This is a genomic window from Veillonella fallax (assembly GCF_020687175.1).
Classification (GTDB): domain Bacteria; phylum Bacillota; class Negativicutes; order Veillonellales; family Veillonellaceae; genus Veillonella; species Veillonella fallax.
Window position 1 is genome coordinate 56,843 of sequence record NZ_JAJEQD010000006.1, and the last position, 21,400, is coordinate 78,242.

General features: G+C 38.7%; 17 protein-coding genes. All 17 read right to left on the bottom strand.

Annotated elements, in window-relative coordinates; translation table 11 throughout:
* Position 1: 1 nt before the first annotated feature.
* The 17 genes from kdsA to LKD20_RS04140 all read right to left on the bottom strand — a co-directional run bounded on the left by kdsA (position 2) and on the right by LKD20_RS04140 (position 21,247).
* Positions 2-820: a 3-deoxy-8-phosphooctulonate synthase gene (gene kdsA, locus LKD20_RS04060; RefSeq protein WP_005387291.1), complete on the bottom strand. Its 819-nt coding sequence runs from the start codon at positions 818-820 to the stop codon at positions 2-4.
* A complete protein-coding gene (gene kdsB, locus LKD20_RS04065; RefSeq protein ID WP_227720978.1) occupies positions 821-1,552 on the bottom strand; it encodes a 3-deoxy-manno-octulosonate cytidylyltransferase in 732 nt (243 codons plus the stop codon). It lies immediately after the preceding gene.
* A 44-nt stretch (positions 1,553-1,596) separates the two neighbouring features.
* Positions 1,597-2,709 (bottom strand): tetraacyldisaccharide 4'-kinase, encoded by a 1,113-nt coding sequence (gene lpxK / locus LKD20_RS04070; protein WP_227720979.1) that lies wholly within the window; start codon positions 2,707-2,709, stop codon positions 1,597-1,599.
* A gap of 54 nt (positions 2,710-2,763) precedes the next feature.
* Positions 2,764-4,068: a 3-deoxy-D-manno-octulosonic acid transferase gene (locus LKD20_RS04075; RefSeq protein WP_227720980.1), complete on the bottom strand. Its 1,305-nt coding sequence runs from the start codon at positions 4,066-4,068 to the stop codon at positions 2,764-2,766.
* A gap of 2 nt (positions 4,069-4,070) precedes the next feature.
* Entirely contained in the window at positions 4,071-5,801 is a 1,731-nt protein-coding gene (locus LKD20_RS04080; RefSeq protein ID WP_227720981.1) for an ABC transporter ATP-binding protein, read from the bottom strand.
* Entirely contained in the window at positions 5,794-6,936 is a 1,143-nt protein-coding gene (gene lpxB, locus LKD20_RS04085) for a lipid-A-disaccharide synthase (RefSeq protein WP_024064762.1), read from the bottom strand. Before lpxB ends, LKD20_RS04080 begins: the two co-directional genes overlap by 8 nt.
* Positions 6,936-7,772 carry an LpxI family protein gene (locus LKD20_RS04090; RefSeq protein ID WP_227720982.1) on the bottom strand — a complete coding sequence of 279 codons (837 nt, stop codon included), beginning with the start codon at positions 7,770-7,772 and terminating at the stop codon, positions 6,936-6,938. The genes lpxB and LKD20_RS04090 overlap by 1 nt, the downstream gene beginning before the upstream one ends.
* 339 nt (positions 7,773-8,111) lie before the next feature.
* Complete coding sequence (gene lpxA / locus LKD20_RS04095; RefSeq protein WP_174683260.1) at positions 8,112-8,924, bottom strand: acyl-ACP--UDP-N-acetylglucosamine O-acyltransferase; 813 nt, start codon at positions 8,922-8,924, stop codon at positions 8,112-8,114.
* 19 nt (positions 8,925-8,943) lie between these two features.
* Entirely contained in the window at positions 8,944-9,369 is a 426-nt protein-coding gene (gene fabZ, locus LKD20_RS04100; protein WP_004695477.1) for a 3-hydroxyacyl-ACP dehydratase FabZ, read from the bottom strand.
* Positions 9,366-10,205 (bottom strand): UDP-3-O-acyl-N-acetylglucosamine deacetylase, encoded by an 840-nt coding sequence (lpxC, locus tag LKD20_RS04105; protein WP_227720983.1) that lies wholly within the window; start codon positions 10,203-10,205, stop codon positions 9,366-9,368. The genes fabZ and lpxC overlap by 4 nt, the downstream gene beginning before the upstream one ends.
* A 262-nt stretch (positions 10,206-10,467) precedes the next feature.
* Complete coding sequence (locus LKD20_RS04110) at positions 10,468-11,370, bottom strand: lysophospholipid acyltransferase family protein (RefSeq protein WP_039969450.1); 903 nt, start codon at positions 11,368-11,370, stop codon at positions 10,468-10,470.
* A gap of 6 nt (positions 11,371-11,376) precedes the next feature.
* A complete protein-coding gene (lpxD, locus tag LKD20_RS04115) occupies positions 11,377-12,408 on the bottom strand; it encodes a UDP-3-O-(3-hydroxymyristoyl)glucosamine N-acyltransferase (protein ID WP_227720984.1) in 1,032 nt (343 codons plus the stop codon).
* A gap of 31 nt (positions 12,409-12,439) precedes the next feature.
* Complete coding sequence (locus tag LKD20_RS04120) at positions 12,440-12,970, bottom strand: OmpH/Skp family outer membrane protein (RefSeq protein WP_227720985.1); 531 nt, start codon at positions 12,968-12,970, stop codon at positions 12,440-12,442.
* 11 nt (positions 12,971-12,981) lie between these two features.
* On the bottom strand, positions 12,982-13,953 hold the full coding sequence (locus LKD20_RS04125) for a coiled-coil domain-containing protein (protein WP_227720986.1): 972 nt from the start codon (positions 13,951-13,953) through the stop codon (positions 12,982-12,984).
* Between the two features lie 29 nt (positions 13,954-13,982).
* The gene (locus tag LKD20_RS04130) at positions 13,983-14,471 is read right to left on the bottom strand and encodes an OmpH/Skp family outer membrane protein (RefSeq protein ID WP_060924949.1); all 489 of its coding nucleotides are present in this window, start codon (positions 14,469-14,471) and stop codon (positions 13,983-13,985) included.
* Positions 14,472-14,578: 107 nt separating this feature from the next.
* On the bottom strand, positions 14,579-16,783 hold the full coding sequence (locus tag LKD20_RS04135; RefSeq protein ID WP_227720987.1) for a BamA/OMP85 family outer membrane protein: 2,205 nt from the start codon (positions 16,781-16,783) through the stop codon (positions 14,579-14,581).
* A 177-nt stretch (positions 16,784-16,960) separates the two neighbouring features.
* Complete coding sequence (locus LKD20_RS04140) at positions 16,961-21,247, bottom strand: translocation/assembly module TamB domain-containing protein (protein ID WP_227720988.1); 4,287 nt, start codon at positions 21,245-21,247, stop codon at positions 16,961-16,963.
* Between the last annotated feature and the right edge of the window lie 153 nt (positions 21,248-21,400).

Here is a 21,400-nt window from a genome sequence, read left to right on the forward strand (position 1 = left end):
CCTAACCTTTTACGATTTTATCAATAGCTACTAAATCTTTTAGCAAAGCTTCAAAATTATCTAAGTATAACATGTTTGGTCCATCGGATAATGCTTCCTCTGGATTATCATGTACTTCAAAGAACAGACCATCTACACCACTGGCAACAGCAGCGCGAGCCAAGTTTGGTACGAACTCGCGATTACCACTGGATTTTGTACCTGCACCACCTGGTAATTGAACACTATGTGTAGCATCAAAGACTACAGGATAGTCAAAGGAACGCATAATAGGGAAAGATCTCATATCCACAACGAGATTATTATAGCCAAAGCTAAATCCACGTTCTGTAAGCATAAGATTTTCATTGCCTGTTTCTTTCATTTTATTTAGGACATTTTCCATATCCTTAGGTGCCATAAATTGACCTTTTTTTACATTTACGCATTTACCAGTTTTAGCGGCGCCGTATACAAGGTCAGTTTGACGACATAAGAATGCTGGAATTTGTAAAACATCCAATACTTCTGCAGCCGGTTCAATTTGTTCAATGGAGTGAATATCACTTACCACCGGTACATTGAGTTCCTTTTTAATAGAAGCAAGGATTTTTAGACCTTCTTCAAGGCCAGGTCCGCGGAAAGAGCCGTAGCTAGAGCGATTGGCCTTATCAAAAGAAGCTTTGAAGATATATGGAATACCTAAGCGTTCACAAATTTCTTTTGCGCGTTTACCAATAGCCAATGTGCGATCATAATCTTCAATAACACATGGCCCAGCAAGGACAAAAAGACCTTTGCCGCCACCAACTGTAATATCTTTAATTTGAACTGTTTTCATTTATTTCTCCTTTTGCTCGTAGATTGCATTTACACGAGCTAAGTCTTCCGGTGTATCAACACCGATAAATCGTTTATCTGTAAGAATAACACGAATAGTATAGCCATTTTCAAGAGCGCGCAATTGCTCTAATGATTCTGTTTGCTCTGCTGGTGTTGGTTCCATCTTTGCATAATTTAGCAAGAAATCTCTACGATATGCATAGATACCAATATGTTTTAGTGGAGCACGTACAAAATCATGACGTGGATACGGGATTAAGGACCGAGAAAAATACATCGCATCATTGCGATTATTTAAAATAACCTTTACTGCAGATGGCTCATCGTATTCATCCTCTAATAAAGGAGTCGCAACAGTTGCCATCTGTAAGTTTGGATCTTCTTCAAAAAGTTGGGCCAAGTTATCAATGAGCTTTGGCTCAATCATAGGTTCATCACCTTGAACATTAATAATGACATCTAAGTCTGTATAATGACTAGCAACCTCTGCTAATCGGTCAGTTCCAGTAGGGTGATTAGGATCTGTCATCATAACAGCTCCCCCAAAGTTTTGAACTGCAGAATAAACACGGTCATCATCTGTAGCAACAATAGTACATTCTGTTTTTGTCGCTTGTGATACCCTTGCATAAACCCGTTCAATCATTGGTTTGCCCGCAATATCCGCTAATGGTTTCCCTGGTAATCTTGTAGAACCATAACGAGCAGGAATAACGCATCCAAACTTCACAATAAAACCCCATTTCTGTCATTCGTGTATCTTATTATTATACACTAAATCTCTAAATTTTCTATGAATTCTTGCTTTTCAGCGACAAATTCAATTCCAATAGATAGCACTAGAATCGGTATTTTTAAGTCTTCAATTGCATGCAATTGACTTAACTTCACCGCATCTTTTTCAGTGATACAAATAGCATCCGCTTGATGAGCAAATGCCTCTTTCCAAATATCTACAACATCATCATTTTCAAAATTATGATGATCACCAAAAGGCATTGTATGAACAACATTGTACCCAATGTCTGTCATCGTTTGTGTAAAGGATTGAGGATTCCCAATACCACTAACAGCCATAATACGATGCTCTTGATATGCATCGATAGAAGAACCAGGTTCTCCATTAGCCCACTCTTCTAAGGTATACATACATTGAGGCTTGTGGATTGTTTCATATACAGGTGTATTAGGTAACATATGCGCTAAACGCTTACGAATTCCGGAAACAACACCAGGCGCCACTTGATCAACCTTTGTGAGAACAATAATATTAGCTCGCTCTAACCCACTAAGAGGCTCGCGCAATAAACCGCGAGGCAATACATGGTCATAACCAAATGGATTAGATGCATCAATAAGAACGATATCAATATCTCGAGCTAATGCACGATGTTGAAAACCATCATCCATAACAAGACAGTCTGCACCGAGTTCATTAATAGCAATTTCTGCTGATATAGCCCGTTCGCGGCCGATAATTACATTAGATTTTTGCAATACTTTAGCCAATAGCCATGCTTCATCACCACTGATAGATGGCTCTACTAACATCGTACCGTCTTTGGAAATAATGATATTTTTCTTATTGTCCTCAGCTCGATAGCCACGGCTAAGCACGGTAGGATGAAGTCCTTTTCGGGCGAGTACATCACATATAAATCTCACCATTGGCGTTTTGCCAGTACCACCGGCAGTAATATTACCAACACTGATAACAGGCACGGTAACTTTAGTAACACCTTTGCCCGCATCAAAGCGAGCATTTCGTATGGATACAGCCTTTTCGTAACCTTTACTTAGAAAGCCCAAGCTAGAACGAGCCATATCACCTAATATGGATTGATTTTCACCACTAACAATGGATTTGAATAATGCTTCCCCGCTCATAGGTGACTCCTCCTATTATGTAATCATAGATGAATATAATAAATCATATCGATCTTATGGAACAATATGGTGTTTTTTAAAGAGTTGACGTAACTCTTGTGTATTACGTTGTGTTGCACCGCGATTTTCACGGATAATATCAAGACAATTTTGTCCCATTTCCGTTGCCAAATCTTTGTCTTTACATAAGCGCAATACCATAGCGGTTAACTCTTTGCCATTCTTAACTTGTTCACAAGCATGACGAGAGTTCAATAATGCGAAAATCTCTTTGAAATTAAACATATATGGCCCTACAAGAATTGGTTTACCATGTGCTGCCGGCTCGAGAATATTATGGCCTCCAGTCTTCACAAGAGAGCCGCCTACAAAAATAATATCCCCTAAGCTATATAAACGACCTAGTTCACCAATAGTATCTAAAACAACTACTGGTATCCCTTCATGAACTGGCTCTGTCATATCACTACGACAAATAGCATTCAATTCATAATGTTTCGCTAACGTTTGAACATCATGACCGCGATATATCTCACGAGGTGCAATTAACAAGCGAGCTTGAGGATATTCTTGTAAGACTTGTTTAAAGGTCTCAAAGATTGTTTCTTCCTCACCCTTATGTGTACTACCAGCAATGATGATTGGATGATTATTACCAAAGCCAAACTCTTCAAGAAGTGATTGTTTTTCTTCAGCTGATACAGTAGCATACGTTTGGTCATATTTCATATTACCTGTTACGGTAATATCAGATGTTTGTGCACCTAATACTTCAATATGAGCTGCATCGAATTTTGATTGCATACAGAAACGCTCAATGGAACGCAACATTTCTTTCGTGAACGCACTAATATATTTATAGCGTTTCATACTACGATCAGAAATACGACCATTAACCATCATAACAGGAATATTTTCTGATTGAGCGATACGCAAGAAGTTAGGCCAAATTTCTGTTTCTACAAGCAAGATAGCAATCGGTTTAATAATATGCAAAATCTTACGCGTCAAATACGGTAAATCTAGAGGGAAGAAAATAATTCCTTCTGCCTCTGGAATGATACGATGGGCCATTGCATGGCCTGTTGCAGTTACAACAGACACCACAACAACCGCTTCAGGAAATTCCTTTTTTACTTCCTTTACTAATGGACTAGTTGCTACAATTTCCCCTACAGAAGCAGCATGAATCCAAATAGCACGACGTCCTTCAATTTTCTTTAGTAGCGAGGCTGGCATATAGCCTGCACTCTGTTTGATACGCTCATAAAATCCATCTTCAAAGGCAAGGCGGTATAGAATAACCGGAATCAAGCCAATCCAATAAAATATGAGCAATACATTATATATCCAGTACATGATTATCCTTTGTTGGAGAATTGAACGGAATAGAGATGATTGTACAATCCGCCATCAACAGCTAATAGCTCTTGGTGAGTCCCCTGCTCTACCAAGTGGCCTTGATTGAGTACAACAATTTGATGAGCATTTTGAACTGTGCTCAATCGATGGGCAATAACAAATGCAGTACGCCCTTTCATAAGACGATCTAACGCCTCTTGTACAAGCTTTTCACTCTCTGTATCTAATGCAGATGTCGCTTCATCTAGAATTAGAATACGAGGGTCTTTCAAAATAGCACGTGCGATAGCCACACGTTGACGTTGGCCGCCAGATAAGGAGCTTCCTCGCTCGCCCACTACTGTATCGAGACCATCAGGCATCTTTTCTACGAATTCAAGAACATTAGCAGCCTTAGCAGCTTCATATACTTCTTCATCAGTAGCATCTAATCGACCATACAAGATATTCTCTTTAATTGTGGCATTAAACAACACAGTTTCTTGTGGTACAAGCCCGATTTGTTCACGTAACGATTTAAATGTAACATCTTTTACATCATAACCATCAATCGTGATAGCGCCCCCCGTTACATCGTAGAAGCGAGGTAACAAATTTGCTAGAGTCGTTTTACCAGCCCCAGATGGACCAACAAGAGCTACGCTTTCACCCGCCTTAACAGACAAAGTAAAGTTTTCGAGCGCTGTTTTTTCACCATCATAAGAGAATGAAACATCTTTAAATTCTACATTGCCATTAATAGATGGCAACGTAATAGCATCAGATTTTTCCACAACGTCAGTTTTAGTATCCAAGATTTCAAATACACGATCAGCTGCAGCCAATGCTTTTTGAATATTGCCGTACACTTGGCTCAAGCGTTTAACTGGGTTTGACAAGTTGATTGCATAAATTAAGAACGCAATCAAAGAACCTGCTGTAATAGTCCCTGTTACTACAGAATAGCCACCATACCAAAGGATGACTGCCACTGCAATGGCCGCAGAAAACTCAACCATTGGACTTAACAAGCTAGTCAACTTAGTAGCTTTAATAACAGCTTTAAAGTTGCGATCATTTTCATCTTCAAAACGCTTCCGTTCAAAATCTTCACGAGCGAATGATTTTACTACTCGAATAGCGCTGATGACCTCTTGTAAAAGTGCTGTAATGTCAGCCACACGGCCTTGTACATCATGACCTGCTACACGAAGCTTTTTACCGAATACATTAATAATGACTAGCACTACAGGAACTGTAATAAAGGTAACAAGTGTCAATTTCCAATCAATTAGAAGCATAGACACGAGAGAACCTATCAATGTTACCGATTCCGTAATAAAAGAAATCAAATTATCAACTACAGCAGTCTGAAGTGCAGCAACGTCATTGGTAAGATTACTCATGATAACGCCAGTCTTACGGCGATCAAAATAAGATAAGCTTAATTTTTGTAGATGATTAAAAATGGCCTCCCGTACATCGATGATGACACGTTGTCCAATGTAGGACATATTATAGGTTTGACCATACGTAGCAAAGCCACGTATTAAGAATATAAGAATGATAGCCCCTACAATGAGGTTCAACATAAACATATTCTTATCATCTAATACTTGGTCTACTACATTTTTAATAAGCCAAGGCACTACCAAGTATGCCGCAGCTGCGACGATCATGCAGAACACTGCAAAAATCATGCGCTTATAATAAGGCTTTACAAAATATAAGAGCCTAGAATAACTATTCATTACATTTCTCCTTACCGAGGTTATATACCAGTTCTGCTACGCGCTTTACAGCACCTGGTTCACCTAATTTATGATGTACTTCACGCAATTCGCTACGCATCGCTTCATTGCGTTCCACATCAGTCAGAAGAGGTTCCACAAGAGATACAATAGCCTCAGGTGTCACTGCATCTTGTAATAACTCAGGAATTACTTCTTTGCCAGCTACAATGTTTGGCAAACCTACATGCGTCACATTGACGACCATCTTACCAATGCCATATGTAATTGGAGATACTCGATACAATAAAATAGTTGGTAACTCCATCATAGCTGTTTCTAATGTAGCTGTACCTGATGCGGCGAGACATACATCACAAATCTGCATCAAATCATATGTATGGTCTTCTGTAATTGTCACCGGCACTTTGTGAGCATCGATGAAAGTTTCTAATTCACTACGATCGATGGTATGTGCGCGAGGCAAGAAGAATTGAATATCCTCATGGTTCGCCATCAATTGCTCGCCACTTTTTAACATCGTATCTAGCAAGGATAGTACCTCTTGCTTACGGCTACCTGGCATGAGCAATACTTTTTTAGCATCTTTACGAGCTCCAAAGTATTCCTCAGCCGCTTCTTTGCTCATCGTAGGATGTACGATATCCAATAGTGGATGGCCTACAAAGTCTACATCGCATTTATATTTGCGATACGCTTCTGCTTCAAAGGGGAATATGGATGCCACCTTAGTGACATACTTACGAATTGTATTGCCACGGCTACTATGCCATGCCCAAATCGTAGGAGCAATGTAATAGAGAACGGGAATTCCCAATTCATGAGCTACAGCTGCAAGTTTCATATTAAAACCAGGGTAATCTACACAAACTAGAATATCTGGTTTTTCCTTCATCATGACACGTTTTAAGTAGGTGCGAAGTTTAAAGAATTTCGGGAGTGATTTTACAATCTCTACAATCCCAATAACGCCTAAATTTTTAATATCATATACGATGCGAACACCAGCGCGTTCCATCAAGGTACCGCCCATACCAAACATGTCAACCGAAGGATCTATTTCTTTCAGTGCATTAGCAACACTGGCTGCATGAGTATCACCGGATGCTTCACCGGCAGAAAACATGACTTTCATTATGCATCCTTTCTGGAATCTACAAACTCTTGGTCAACAGCACAGATAACAATACCATGACAGTTTGCCAAATCTAGTACATCTTGTTGTTGAACAAAAATAGTCTTTTCAGCCTCTACAGCAAGGACTTTACACCCACTATCAATCATGGACATTAATGTTTTTATCCCTACAGCAGGAACATCAAAACGAACATCTTGATTTGGCTTTTCCGTTTTAACCACAACTGCATCGCCACGGCCTAATTCACCACCGCGCAAAATGCACTTATCAGTGCCCTCAATAGCTTCAATAGCCATAGCCGCTTTGTGTTTTACAACTACGGTTTGACCAATATCAAGTCCACCCATTTGCTTAGCTAGTTCAAAACCGAAGCAAATATCTGCCCATTGTTCATCAGTAGGCTGTGTTTTTGAAAGCACCCCCACCTTTGGCATAAATGGTTTAAGGTATACAGTTTGATCTAACACTTTAAACCCTTCTCGTTCGATTTCATCTACGATGGCGAGCATGATAGTGTCATCTTTACGATTTTTAAGGCGTTTAAGAACACCTAAGGTTTTTAAATCAGGGAATGTAAGACCTTTGAAGAGAATTTCCTTAGTCACTTTACCTAACATAGTTAATTCTTCAACGCCTTCTTTTTTCAAGGTTTTAAAAATCTTACCTAATTTGGCAACACCAATATCATAGAAAACATCGGCCTCAGCCTTTAAAGCCGGGTCTACATCTGGAACTACACCGATAACCACTACCTCATGACCTAATACATGAGCAGCGCGCATGAATTCTACAGGCAAAACACCAATGCCTGCAATCAATCCTACCTTTGCCAAGACTATACCTCCTAGATGACCTACGGCCTATATATCAATGAGTGATTACAAATTTACAATACTTAATGCCTCAAAAAAGACATAATCATATACAATATATTGTACTATAAATAGGCACTTTTTACCATTAAAACACCATGTTTTATGCCTATTTCTTCAACATTTTAGTAGAATTTTTTCATTCCTCTTTTTACGTCTTATGAACGTAAAAAAACTTCAAATATTTTATCAAAATATTTTATATTTATGACCTAATGTTATAGATTTCATATCCCATTGAAAGCATGATATTTATAAAGTACATAAAAAGACCTCGTACATAGTACGAGGTCTTTTGAATTAGTCGCGACGTGTACGCATAATACCACGATCGGCATTGCGTAAGAAGCGTAATAAATTTTCAATTTCTACAGAAGAATCAAGTTGCATTTCCATTTCTTCAATAGCCTTAGATAAACTAAAGCCAGAACGATAAATAATACGGAATGCTTGTTTTAAATCTCGGCGTACCTCTTCTGAAATGCCCGCACGAGACAATCCAACAGAGTTAAGGCCAATAACACGTGCTGGTTGACCATCAGCAATGACATATGGTGGAATATCTTGAACCACCTTCGCCATACCGCCAACCATTGCATTACGACCAATTTTAACAAATTGATGGATACCTGCAAGGCCACCAATAACCACGCGATCTTCAACGATAGCGTGACCAGCAAGTCCTGCACAGTTACTCATAATTACATTATTGCCAACGATACAGTTATGAGCCACATGTGTACATGCTTGAAGCAAGCAATTATTACCTACACGTGTTTCTTCACCTTCTCCAGTAGCGCGGCTAATAGTTACGAATTCACGGATAACCGTTTCATCGCCAATATTACAATAGCTTTTTTCGCCTTTAAATTTTAAATCTTGCGGTTCCAACCCAATAGATGCGTTAGGATAAATCTCACAACGCTTACCAATGGTTGTCCAACCACCAATTACAACATGTGCACCGATTTGTGTGCCATCGCCAATCTCGACGTGTTCGCCGATTACGGCGCCAGGACCTACGATTACATCTTTGCCCAATTTAGCATTTGGATGGACTATGGCTGTACTATGGATGTTGGATTCTGCATTTTCCATGCCTACAACTATCACTACAATCACTCCTCAATTATTATACAAGGGCAAACATGTATTCACCGCTAGCGCACAATTTGTCGCCAACATAGGCACGGCCTTCAACCTTACCCATTTTACCTTTGATTTTAACAATATCCACTTCCATGCGCACTTGATCACCAGGTTTTACAGGGTGACGGAAACGTACTTTATCAATACCTGTAAACATAGGTGTAAGACCGCGATTTTCTTCAGGATATAGTAATGCAATACCACCAACTTGAGCAATAGCCTCAGTCAATAATACACCTGGCATTACTGGATTGCCTGGGAAGTGTCCTTGGAAGAACAATTCGTTGAATGTAGCGTTTTTAATGCCCACAGCACGTTTCATAGGTTCTAACTCAACGATGCGATCTACCAAAAGCATAGGATAACGATGAGGTAAAATTTCTAAAATGTCTTCGTGATTAAGAATCATGGCTGTGTCTCCCTTATTTCTTCCATTATACTACGAGCCAATCTTGAATTTAATTCATGACTCGATTTCAAAGCAATTACATGACCTTCAATTGGTCCCAATAAGAATAAGTCGCCTATTACATCTAACGCCTTGTGACGAACTAATTCATCGTCAAAGCGAGGTACAGACAAACATCTCTCATCATCATAGACTAATGCATTATCTAGGTTACCACCTTTTGCTAGGCCCATAGCCTGTAATTGTTCTAATTCCTTCATAAATCCGATAGTTCTAGCAGCACTGATGTGTTCTTTAAAGTATTCTGGCGAAACTTCAAAATCACAATGTTGCGTGCCAAGTAACGGATGGCTGTTAATCGATGTAAATGTAATTCGATAGCCGTCATATGGCAAAATAACTACAAAGCGATCACCATCATATATAGCGTGAGATCGTGTCACTTTATATACATGACGTGGCGCTGTTTGTTCTTGAATGCCTGCCTCTTCTATGAGACCTATAAAAACTGCACTACTGCCATCACCTACAGGAGGTTCAGGAGAATCCATCTCGATATAACAGTTATCAATATTCATAGCACTGAACGCAGCCATCACATGTTCTACAGTGAAAACCTTCGCTTCACCATTTTCCAATGTAGTAGCGCGCATAGTGTTCGTCACATTATCAATGTGTGCTCGCACAGAAGGATGACCTTCAATGTCCGTGCGGACAAACACAATTCCTGTATTTTCAGGTGCAGGTTTAAAAACCATATTTACTGGTTCACCGCTATGAAGGCCAATCCCTTGATATGAAACAGCCTGTTTAATTGTTTGTTGTGGCTTACTCATAAGAAAGTCCTTTCATAATCTGAATTCACGTTTACTATACACCAATATGTATTATACCCTATTTGCATAGGTGATACAAGAAATTTACCATATATTCAGTGATTTTGAAAGCATTTTTCACATAATTAAATTTATATAAATTTAATTATAAATACTGTATTATGCACCATAAAAATAAAAGAGACTTTACGATGCTTAATTTATGCGGTATTTAAATCAATACTACATAAGTAGGCATGTAAAATCTCTTTATATTTATTAACTAGTGAAATACATCTGGAGGTGTTTCAATTTGTTCGCCATAGAAACGACGTGTCCACTTCCAACGATTGTGAAGCCAGAACCAATCTTCAGGATATCGACGAATATAATCTTCAATAAACTCATTTAAAAGAGTTGTGGTAACCGCTATATCACGCTTTTTATCGTCTGTACGTTCCACATAAATTGGTGGATGTACCTCAATCTCATATTTTTCAGAAAACGGACTATAATGTATAGTCACAAAAATGATTGGTACGTCTTGCATACGAGCTAATACAGCTGGACCTGCTGCCGTTAAAGTTTCATAACCAAAGAATGGAACAAGTACACCATCATCACCAGGATCCTGATCCATAATAAGGCCTAAAAAAGCACCTTTTTTAAGTTCATTGATCATTTCTCGTACACCAGTTTTATAGGTTACATGTTGGTGCATGATACGACGATATTCATTGATAAACTTGTCCGCATCACCATTCTGTTTCATTGCCACAGAAATCAACGGATACCCTTCCGAAGCAAGAACACCGCCAAGGAGTTCCCAGTTACCACTGTGAACAGCGGCTAAGATTGCACCTCGACCATTTTCCAAGGCATCATCTAAGTACTCTCGATTAATAAACTCCACCATATCTTTGTATGCGCCATCCTTAATCTCTGGATAGCGTAATACATCAATAATCATGCGACCAAAGCGTGTAGTACTAGCTTTCGCAATACGTCGAGCTTCTTTTGGATCATCTGTAATATTACAGAATAGAATTTGGCCGATTGCTAGGCGCTTGCGTTTAGGCGGCACCGCTAGCCACGCAATTTCACCAAGCAATGTACCAATAGCATATTGCAAACCTTTAGGTAATAAGCAAATAAAGGCACTAAAGATTTTCATAAACCTATACATGGATTATTAGCTCTCCTTAAGCTGTGCTTTCAAAGCGTCAATTTCTTTTTGTAATTGTTTTACAGTTTTCACCATATCTGGCAAACGATTTTCATAAGCAGCCAATTTTAACCATTCTTTATGAGGTCTCATTGGATAGCCTGCCATAATAGAGTTGGATGGTACATTACCTGTAATACCAGTTTTACCAGCAAATTGTACATTATCACCAATCGTAATATGACCAGTACAACCAGTTTGTCCAGCAAAGATAACATGATTACCACATTTAGTACTTCCGGCAATACCAACCTGAGCGATTAGGAAGCAATCTTCACCAATCTCAACATTGTGACCAAGATGAACAAGATTGTCAATCTTCGTACCACGACGTACTAAAGTAGAGCCCATTGTAGCATTGTCGATAGTTGTACAAGAACCAACTTCAACATCATCTTCAAGAATAACATTACCAACTTGTGGTATATGTGTATGTACACCATTTTCTGTAGCAAAACCGAAGCCTTCGCCACCAATTACTGCTTTAGCACGTAATACAACGCGTTTGCCTAAAATACAATTTTCATGAACAATAGCGCCAGCGTAAATATCAGAACCTTCACCAATACGCACATTGTGCCCAATATAAACATATGGACGAATTGTTACATCATCACCAATGACTGCATTATCATTAATAACACAATAGGCACCAATAGCAACATTTTTGCCAATTGTTACATTGTTACCAATAATAGCTGTGCTATGCACTTCTCTAGGAACAACAACAGGTGGATGGAAGAGTTCTAATACTTGTGCAAATGCTGCTTTTGCATTATCGACTACGATTTGTGCCATCGGTGCATCTTTCACTTCAGATTCAACGATCACAGCACCCGCTTGGCATAACGCAATATGTTCAACATATTCACCTACTGCAAAAGTTATGGATTGTTTTACTGCTTGTTCAAAGCTACGTGTTTCAGTAATAACAATAGAGCCATCACCTACAACACGACCGCCTACTAATGTTGCGAGTTCCTGTAAAGTTTTTTCCAAGGTAAACTCCTCCCCCTGTGATAATTCTTAATTATTGTGCACTTTCTTCAGTATTAACTGCTGTAGCTTGACCAGATTGTTGAGCATTTTGTTGCGCATCTTGTTGTTCTTGCGCTTTAGCTGCATTTTCAGCTTCCTTAATTTGGTCATCAGAAGCTTTACCCATTTTAGCGATCAAGTCGTCAGTTACATCAGAACCGCCACCTACAACAGCACCTTTTTCAATAACTACATCAAGTTTTTTCTCTTTTACAAGTTCACCAACTTTTTGTTCTTGATATTGACGATATTCTTGAGCTTTTGCATTTGCAAAGGCATTTAATTCTTGATTAGCTTGGTTAAATACATTTTGTTTAGATGCTTCATCAGCAGCAGCAATTTTAGCATCTAGTTCAGCTTTTTTAGCATTGATTTCTTTAGTGATTTCAATACCTTTTTCAGTGCTGTTTGCTACTTTCACGCTATCAACATAACCAATATTATTAGAGCCACAACCACCTAAAACAGCCATAGAAGCCACTAAGGATGCACCTAATACTAAAGATTTAATACGTTTATTCATAATATAACTCCTTATTGAACTCGATAGGACGCTTTTACAGCATCAGTAATATCAAGCCCCTTAATATTACCACCATCATCGACGATGACTAAATCTAAATGTTGTTCCTCTGCAATAATTGCTACACGCATACGAACATCTTCTAAAATGGCCTCATGAAGTGCACTCACTTCAGCTTCTTTATCTGAAAGCTTTTTAGCCCAAGAATCATTCCAGTCCTGAGCAACAGGTAAGTTATTATTAGCAATAATAGATTGTGCTTGTTGTTGTACCATAGTATCCCGTTTTGCAGCCAATTCCTTTTGTAAAGATGCTGCATATTGGTTAAGCTCTTCTTGCCCTTTTTGTTGCATAGGAGCAAGTTCTGCTTGTACTTTAGCCTTAATAGAGTCCACATCTAGATTAGATGGTTTTCTCTTAGCTAATAACTCCTTCAATCGTTCCTCTTTCTTAGCCTTCTCTGCCATAGCTGCTTCTTTTTGTGCATCATTAATGTATACACGAGCATCATAAGCATAAAGATCTAACTGTAGATTAACGATTTCTAAATCATATTCATTAGAGCTAACTTTTAACTCAGCCAAATATTTTTGCATAAGTTCGTTCCGCTTTGCATTTAATTGCTGATTCAATTCATTTTCTTTTGTTGCAATACGAGTTTGTAATTCCACCGTAAGAGCATCTGACAAAGTTGAATCTAATGCAAGAGATTTCAACTGTTCCTCTTGTGTCTCTGACTTGGCATTTAGAGCTTGTTGTTCAAGTTCATACTGACGTTGTAAAAGGTCCAATTCATTTTTAGCTTGTTTATAATCCTCATAAGAAGGATTAAACTCTAATACATCATCAATACGTACAACACCTATTGATACCCCATCAGGACTCTGCTGACGATTCGTCACAAATCCATAGGCCCAAACCACAGCACATAATGCAACAACGAGAAATATGGCAAATCCGATATATCGTTTATTCCCGTTCATTGTCGTTCTCCCTTACATAGAACTACAGCTTATTTTTTCGCATCATTAGCTAATTTTTTCAATACTTGATCTGTAATATCTACACCACCATATAATACAGTGTCTTTAGTCATTACAACGCTAAGACCTTTTGCATCACCCACAGCTTTTGCTGCTTCCATCGCCTTATCTTGAACGGATTTAGCAATTTCTTGATCTTTTTTTGCCAAGTTTTGACGTGCTTCTTCAGCTAATTTTTGTTTAGTCGCATCATCTTGTGCTGCATCAATTTTTGCTTGTGTTTCTTGTTGTAATTGGCTTTGATAGCTCATATATTCTTGAGCTGCAGAGATATAAATTGGATTATCTTGAGACATCATACGAGATGTATCGATAACACCAATTGTGCTGTTACCACTACTACCAGTTGGCGTAGCCATTTGAGTATATGCCAATGCACCAATACCGATAATAAAAATAGCAGCAATGACGATGGAGAAAATTTTCACATTCGCCTTGTTGTTCATCATTCGCATCATAATAGAGTGCCCTCATTTCTTTAAATTACTACATCAAAGGATGCCATATAGAGATATTGGTGAAAGCCTCTTTAAAAAAGAGGCCTCCACCATATACATTTACTATATTAGAATTGTGTGCCGAAGCTGAAGTGGAATTTATTTTTATGTTTACCCACGCCATAATCAAGTTTAACTGGACCAATAGGTGTAGTAATACGAACACCAGCACCAACGCCATAGTTGAATGTTTTCTTGCTGTTGTACCATGTAACATTTGGTGCATCCCACGCATCACCGATATCAGTGAACAGTACACCACTAACCTTTTTAACGATTGGGAAGCGGAATTCCAATGTAGCATTGTACATATACTTGCCACGGAATTGATCATCTTCGTAACCACGTAAGGAGTCTGCACCACCCAATGTGAACAATTGGCTATAAGGAGCATCACCTTGGATAAAACCACCACGCGCGCGGAATGCCAATACATTCTTAGCAACTAGTTTTTTATACATACGTGCTTCAGCTGTGAATTTGTAGAAGTCGAAGTCACCGCCTAAGCCATGACCAGCCCATTGTGCTGTATAAGAAATACGACGACCACGTGTAGGTTCATAAATATTATCACGGGAATCGTATACCTTTTGCCATGTAATGGAATTGATACGGCCAAAGTTATTTTTCACATAATTATTAGACGCAAAATTCCAACTACCACCAGTACTTGGATTAGTATTATTCCAATCATTGCCACTACCAGTTGTATTGGAAATAGCATCAGTATCATAGCGATAACCAGAGCTATCATCGCTATCCCACTTATAAGTGTCTTTACGAGATTCCAATGTCAAGTAATCACGTGTATATTCCCCTGTTTGACGACCGAAGGAAATGTTGAAACCACGGGATTTCTTGTTATATTCAGCTACTTCATTACCATCTTCGTTATAATCTGTGTATTCATCTTCACGGTTGAAGAAGGAGAAGCCCAAGGATGTACCTTTGCTATCAATCCAAGGTTTCAAGTAAGAGATTTGGTAGTTTTTGTATTTTTTCTTACCACCGATTTCCCAGTGAACTTTGAATTTATCACCAGTACCGCGGAAGTTATCTTCACCAAATTCAATGATACCCATCAAACCATCAGATTTAGAGTAACCAGCACCTAATGTAATAGTACCTGTTTTATGTTCCAAAACATCGATTTCAATGATTACATTGTTAGGGTCTTGATCACCTGGCAACATGCGAACATTTACATCATCAAAGAAGCCTAGGTTGTATACGCGTTCTACAGAACGGCGTACCAAGAATTTATTGAAAGGTTTACCTTTCTTTTGAACGAATTCGCGAGTAATAACTTTATCGCGAGTTTTCTTGTTACCAGCAGGAACGATATCTTCAACAATACCTTCTACGATATGAACATGAAGCACGCCTTGGTCATCTACGCGAATACCATCAACGTGTGCCAACATGTAGCCATCACGAGCGTATGCTGCGTTGATACCTTGAACCTTTTGGCCTACGTATACAGAGTTAAGAACTTGACCTGGTTGAAGATCCATGAATTTAGTCAATACTTCAGAAGTATAAACTGTATTACCTTCGAATGCCACGCCAGTAGTAATCGGATTTACTGTAACAGCAAAGTCCAATTTAACGCCTTCAGGTACTGTTGTAAATACAGGGTTTACTTCAGAGAAGTAACCAGTATTACCAAGGTTAGTTACGTCTTTAAATACGCCATCAACAGATACAGCATCGCCGATTTTTTCTGTCAAGATAGGCAATAATTGTGCTTGTTGTTCAGCTGTTACACCAGAGATAGATAAACCAGTAATCAATTTACCTACATATGGATTAATAGACTCAGCATTAGCAGATGTAACATATTGAGCTTCTACAGTTGTAACAGCTTGAGTTTGGCCATTTTCAGCAGCCTTATCAAGGTCAGTACCACCAGTAGTTTTAGACACCATTTTTACTTGTTTGTCATCTGTTTTCAAAGCAGCATTATTGACTGTAACAGTTCCGTCAGAACCTCTAACTACAGTACCATCGCTAGATACAGTTGTATCACCACGAGCTGCTAAGATAGCTGCATCAGTTTCATCTTGTGTTGTTGCAGGTGTAGCTGCATCAGCATTGTAAACAGCTTGTGTAGTAGTAGCATCATTAGTAGTTGCTGCACTAGTTGTTGTTGTGTTATTTAAATCTGGAGTATAGCCAGCTTGTACCTCTGCAGCAAATACACTGCCTGTCCCCATGACAGCAGTCAACACAGATGCTGCAAGCATACTTTTATAGGCTTTTGGTTTAAACATAAATTCCTCCTAGAACTCATCCCCATAAAAAGTTTACATCTTGTTTTATAAAGACTAATAAATCTTTATTATTATAGCATAAAATACTGGGAATGAGTACTATATTAAACAAATTTTATGAAATTAATATGACTAGAATGTGCATACCCATGGGATTTGCACACTCTAGCCATAAACTTAGAAGCTTCTTGTCCAACGACCACCTAAATAATTGTTTCCTTGCGATGTACGCCATGCAGTAAACTTGAGGTTTCGTTTTACAGAATACTCAACACCATATTTATTTTGTTTATTATTGATACCTTGAGAATAAGTAAGCATTACCTTTGGCACAATATACTTGCCAATTTCAATGTTGTAATTACCTGCTGTTGCCCTATTAGTTGGTTCATCAGGATCAATGGAACCTGTCGTAATATTAATCCGATCTAAACCTAATGTATTTTGCAATGCATCTTGCACATAGCCAAAGGCAAACATTTGTAAACCTGCTGTAGCAACAGCATTCACATCATCATTTGTCAATGTACTACTATTTGAATCTGCACCACGACCAAAGGTTAACATGGAAATAATTTGCTTTCTAGACAAACTAGGATTAGACGACAAAGTAAGATCCATATGGTCTACAGTCCCTTTTACACCAAGCATAATATTGTAGTTGCTTACATTCGTTTCAGCCTCTAATTGTAAGTTTGGTAAATAGGAACCACCTACAAAGTGTGCATTCCCCTTCGTAATATTAAATACATGACTTAAGTATTTGAACGTACCAGATTTAACATCGAACTGGCCACTAGCAGTTGGGTTTTGTAATGTGCCACCGAAATGAACATCACCACCGATAAACATGTTATATAGAGTTCGATCATATAAGCGTACGCCCTTGCCAGCATGAATATTAACATCTACACCCATGTTGGTGCTACTTTCACTAGACTGCAAGGAAAGAGGAATCTTAAATTGGATGTTTTCTAGGTCCAAATTACCTATCAAGGTAGGTAATCCATCACGTTCCGCAATGTAAAGTTCACCATTTAATGGGCCTCTCACATATTCGCTACGAACATCGAGTCCATCAAGTTGAACGGCAGCCTTATAGTTGGTAAGCTCATGACCAGACCAATTTACCTTAGCAGCTAAACCAGCACTACCTTTCCCCATATTGATACGAGATTGGAAATCCCCTTGTTGTCCAGAGAAGATTAAATCTCCGTCAATACCAGTAATTTCATTATCTACATTGGCCAATTTCATAGTACCATTACGTACAGATACTGTGCCGTATGCCTCAGGTTGGTCTATAGTCCCTGTAAGCCTAATTGCACCCTTTAACGGCCCCGTTGCATCTTTAACACTAGTAGTAACAAGAGGAATAACAGCCATATCTGCTTCGTTAAAGTCAATTGTTACATCCATAGATTTAGCATCACTAGCTTCTAAATAACCAGATGTATAAAGAGCCGCCAATGGAATTTTACCATAAATACTGAGCTTATAGCCTCCTTTAGCGCCTTGAATACGTTGGATTTGAATGACATGATCTTGCATTGTAGCCAACGCAAAGCCTTCATCAATACCAATTCCATTGAACGAACCGGACTCTACTGCACCAGATAATTCCACCTTAGGATTTTTAGTTTCTCCAGTAACATTCACAACACCTGTTACCCAGCCTGTTGCTTGAATATCCTTACCTACAAGTGGTAAGAATGGCACTATGTCGACATCCTTTAAGGCTACTTGTAAATCAGCTTGCCCATCGAGATCCAAAGTACCACCCATAGCAATGAGGCCCTCACCAACAGGTAGTTTTAAAGTGGTAATTTTAAACTTACGATTAGCTAGGCTAGCATCAATTGTTGCATCACCGACAACCTTATCATCAATAGTAACATCGTTAATTTTACCATTTACAATAACACTTGGATTGTCCTTCGTACCTCCAAGTTCAACGGAACCATTCAATTGACCATCGAGGTGCTCATCGGCTCGATCTAGTAATGCCAACAAATTCTTTACACTACCATTGGTAACATCTAAAACGCCAAATAATTGTTTGCTATCGTCAAGCTTCATGCCACCTTTAGCAACATAACGACCACCATTCGATTCAGCAAACGAAAAATCTTGTACATTTACAACAGACTTATCGGCATAAACATGGCCATGAATATCCGTCAATAGCTGTCCATTAATGGATAAAGCATCTGATAAAATATAGCCATTAAACTGAGGGTTATCCATGGAACCCGTTATAGTGCCACGGCCTGCTAGTAAACCATCCACCTTATAGTCGGTATTGATGAGCAATCTACCCATATCGATTTTCTTACCTTCAAAATCAATATTAATAGCTTCTTTTGATACAGTACCGCCACCAGTAATGGTCGCACCATAACCTTCAATATCAAAGCGATAAAATTCTAATCTTTCATTTTTATAGTTATACTTTGCAAAAGCGTTAGTTATAAGTTTGCCATATGCAGACCCATCCCATAAATGAGCTCGGCCTTCTACAATAGGATTGGCTACAGTCCCAGTTATATGGTTATCAGTTTCAAACCATCCTGTAATAGGAATATCGGTTACAGGACGAATTAGATTTTCAATACGTACAGCACGAGCTTTAGCATTTAAATCTAGGGCGTCAGTATTGATATTATACCAACCGGTAATATCATAGCCACCACTACCGTCACCAATATGACCATTGGTAATGGTTAGAACATGATTGTCTAAAGTAATATCACTATGAATATCATTAAAATGAGCACCCTTATAGAGAACCTCTTGCCCCCATACAGTACCAGTCACATTAGGATTATCTAAGGCGCCTTTTACATTAATAGATGTGCTAACAGTACCAGCAACATCGTCACCTATGATTGAACTAAGTGATGTTAACGGTAACGCATTACCAGAAATTGTGGCATCCACTTGACCATTTTGAATAGAACCATATCCACTAAAGGATCCAGTTCCCATATTTCCAACCATAGTTATATTGGTAAGATTGTCACTATGGGTTAGATCCGCTTTTACAGAATCCAACACTACACCACGGACCCCAATCTGATGGCCCTGAACAGCGCCTACAAGATCTGTAACTTGATTATTCTTACCCAAAACGTGGATTTCTCCATCAATAGTTCCCGTAATAGGCATCGTCAAATCTTGTGTGAAAGTATCCAACGATAAGGTATGAACATTAGCAACAGCGTCAAAATCACCTGTATCTACGACGTATTGACCTTTAACTTTAGCATTACCAGAGCCAATAGATAATTGAGCATCATCGATGCGAACCAATCCATTATCGTATACTACATTTCCCTGCACGCGGTCCACATGGTACCCTTTATAAGAAATACCATCACTACCTATGGTGGCATCCACCCGCGGCGCTACAGTAGTGCCGCCAATATGAGCACGACCACCGACAATGCCAGTAACCCCCACATCGGTAATGGCTTCTAGATTTACCTTATCTGCTACAACATTAAGGTTTAGATATTCTTCGTCTTTCCCCAGTGTAATAAGACCATTAAGCTTCGCCGCTTGATCATTGATTCGCCAAGAGCTATGGCTAATAACAATTTGGTCATGATTGAGCATAATACGACCTTCACCATCAGTAATGGTATACATCGTATTGCCTCGCTTAAAAGTGCCTGTTAAACCTTTAAAGCCTACATTGCCACTCATAACATATTGTCCATCTTCACTTTTAATATTGAGATGTAAATCTTGTAATTTCCCCTTCGTTACAACAAGATCTTTGCGCAACGGAACAAAGCTCATAATACCAGCAGTATCAATTTCATCAGCTTGTACAAACACATCAAAATTAGACACATCATCCATATCTATTTTGCCATTTACAAGGACAGATGAACCATCTACATCAGCAGTAAAAGCCCCTTTGGACATACCACTCATATTAAGAGCAACGGTACCATCAAGGTTTTCAACATTGCGTTTAATGCCATCTTTAGTACGTAGCGCTACATGGCCATTATTAATGGTAATATCACCATCAAAACCACCCGATTTATTCGGATCAGATGGTTTTACTAATTTTTCTATACTCCAAGATCCATCGTTCAATTGCCATATATGAAGATCAGGTGCCTCTACAGTAACAGTCGATATAGCTGTTGCCCCTGATGTATTACCCCCAATTATACTTGGTAATGCAGATAGTTTAACCCCAACAGCTACATCTTGTGCCGTCCCTACTAAGTGACCATCCCGATCTTTAATCACCACATCAGATAAAACTACATCACCATTCCAATTGATACGAAGAGAATCATAGTCCACAGATCCGTTTATGGTATTATTTACTTGTTCTTTAACCATAGGTGCTACATAGGTCTTAGCTATAGGGTTTATACTAACACCAACTGCAGAAAATCCTAAAATTGCAGCCCCTATGAGACACCACTTTTTACGGGTCATAATGATCTCCCATACACATTATGAATAAAATAAATATATATACTAATCTTACCACACACACAGTAATAACTATAGTATTTTAAGGGTAAATTTTATAAAACTAATATAATTTTTTGCTAATCATTTTCTACAATAACTACATAGAGAATCCGT

Bases quoted from the DNA above. Each gene is read 5' to 3' on its own strand.
- kdsA (WP_005387291.1), bottom strand. From the start codon at position 820: ATGAAAACAGTTCAAATTAAAGATATTACAGTTGGTGGCGGCAAAGGT.
- lpxK (WP_227720979.1), bottom strand. From the start codon at position 2,709: ATGAGCGGGGAAGCATTATTCAAATCCATTGTTAGTGGTGAAAATCAA.
- LKD20_RS04075 (WP_227720980.1), bottom strand. From the start codon at position 4,068: ATGTACTGGATATATAATGTATTGCTCATATTTTATTGGATTGGCTTG.
- LKD20_RS04080 (WP_227720981.1), bottom strand. From the start codon at position 5,801: ATGAATAGTTATTCTAGGCTCTTATATTTTGTAAAGCCTTATTATAAG.
- lpxB (WP_024064762.1), bottom strand. From the start codon at position 6,936: ATGAAAGTCATGTTTTCTGCCGGTGAAGCATCCGGTGATACTCATGCA.
- fabZ (WP_004695477.1), bottom strand. From the start codon at position 9,369: ATGATTCTTAATCACGAAGACATTTTAGAAATTTTACCTCATCGTTAT.
- lpxC (WP_227720983.1), bottom strand. From the start codon at position 10,205: ATGAGTAAGCCACAACAAACAATTAAACAGGCTGTTTCATATCAAGGG.
- LKD20_RS04110 (WP_039969450.1), bottom strand. From the start codon at position 11,370: ATGTATAGGTTTATGAAAATCTTTAGTGCCTTTATTTGCTTATTACCT.
- LKD20_RS04120 (WP_227720985.1), bottom strand. From the start codon at position 12,970: ATGAATAAACGTATTAAATCTTTAGTATTAGGTGCATCCTTAGTGGCT.
- LKD20_RS04125 (WP_227720986.1), bottom strand. From the start codon at position 13,953: ATGAACGGGAATAAACGATATATCGGATTTGCCATATTTCTCGTTGTT.
- LKD20_RS04130 (WP_060924949.1), bottom strand. From the start codon at position 14,471: ATGATGCGAATGATGAACAACAAGGCGAATGTGAAAATTTTCTCCATC.
- LKD20_RS04135 (WP_227720987.1), bottom strand. From the start codon at position 16,783: ATGTTTAAACCAAAAGCCTATAAAAGTATGCTTGCAGCATCTGTGTTG.
- LKD20_RS04140 (WP_227720988.1), bottom strand. From the start codon at position 21,247: ATGACCCGTAAAAAGTGGTGTCTCATAGGGGCTGCAATTTTAGGATTT.